The 1,233-nt window shown below is 63.1% G+C and carries 1 protein-coding gene; it reads left to right on the forward strand.

What is annotated here, in order from left to right; translation table 11 throughout:
* The first annotated feature begins 104 nt into the window (after nt 1–104).
* Nucleotides 105–1,214, forward strand: coding sequence for an ISAs1 family transposase (locus KAK09_RS18550; RefSeq protein ID WP_210880400.1), 1,110 nt, complete (start codon nt 105–107; stop codon nt 1,212–1,214).
* The last annotated feature ends 19 nt before the right edge of the window (nt 1,215–1,233 follow it).

The raw sequence follows: 1,233 nt of genomic DNA on the forward strand, positions 1-1,233 counted from the left end.
CAGGGGAATCGCGTTTGGAACTGAGGGTTTGAGCAACTGCGCTTGCGCATGACGCGTGGATGGATTCTGGGAGGGGGGGGTCATGTCCTGGAGCCGTAACCCCGATGCAGATCTTCCTTTCCGCCTTTGATGATGTCCCCGATCCTCGCGCGAGCAACGCCCGCCATGACCTCGCAGAGTTGCTCGTCATTGCCTTCGTTTCGGTGCTTTGCGGCTCGTCTAGTTGTGCCGAGATGGCCGCCTTCGGGCGTGCAAAAGAAAGCTTTTTCAGAGGCTTCCTGAAACTCAGGCATGCCATTCCCTCGCACGATACCTTCTCAACGGTGTTCCGGATGATCGACCCGAAGGCGCTGGATGCGGCCTTTGGCAAGGTGCTTGCCGATGTCGCGGCGCTACTGCGTGATGGCGATGTCATCGCCATCGATGGCAAGGCCCTTCGAGGCGCGCGCGGCAAGGGCGAGAGCGCGCGCACCCGCATGATGGTCTCGGCCTACGCCGCGCGCCTGCGCCTGACGCTCGCCTCGGCCACTGCGGATCACGGCACAGAGCTGGACGCTGCCCTCGAGGTTCTGGGACTGATCGCTCTCAAGGGAAAGGTCGTCACTGCGGACGCGCTCCATTGCAATCGCCGCACGGTGGCGGCGATCAACGCCGGTGGCGGCGATTGGTGCCTGGCGCTCAAGGCCAATCAGGACTCGCTGCTGTCGGATGCCCGCGCCTGTTTTGGTCAACTGACAGAGGGTCATCCGCAAGCCCGCACCGAGGACAGGGGCCATGGTCGCAAGGAACAGCGCACGGCCGTGGTCACATCAGCCAAAGGATTGGCAGAGCACCATGAATTCCCCGGCCTCAAGGCTTTCGGACGGATCGAGGCGACCCGGGAAATCGACGGAAGGACAAGCTCGGAAACCCGGTATTTCGCGCTGTCATGGACACCCGCACCAGAGGTTCTGCTGGCCACGGTGCGGGCGCACTGGGCCATCGAGAATGCCCTGCATTGGCAGCTCGACGTGTCCTTCCGCGAGGACGCCGCCCGCAACCGCAAGGATAACGCCTCAGGCAACATCGCGGTCTTGCGCAGGCGCGCCCTCGATGTCGTCCGGCAAGACCCCTCAAAGGGCTCGCTCTCCATAAAGCTCAAGCGCGCAGGGTGGGATGAGGCTTTCTTATGCAGCATTCTCAATGGCGTGAAACCGGCGCCCCCAGCGGCGTGAGCCAAACGCGATTGCCCTG

The sequence above is a fragment of the Roseovarius autotrophicus genome (genome assembly GCF_018069895.1).
GTDB classification, from domain to species: domain Bacteria; phylum Pseudomonadota; class Alphaproteobacteria; order Rhodobacterales; family Rhodobacteraceae; genus Roseovarius; species Roseovarius autotrophicus.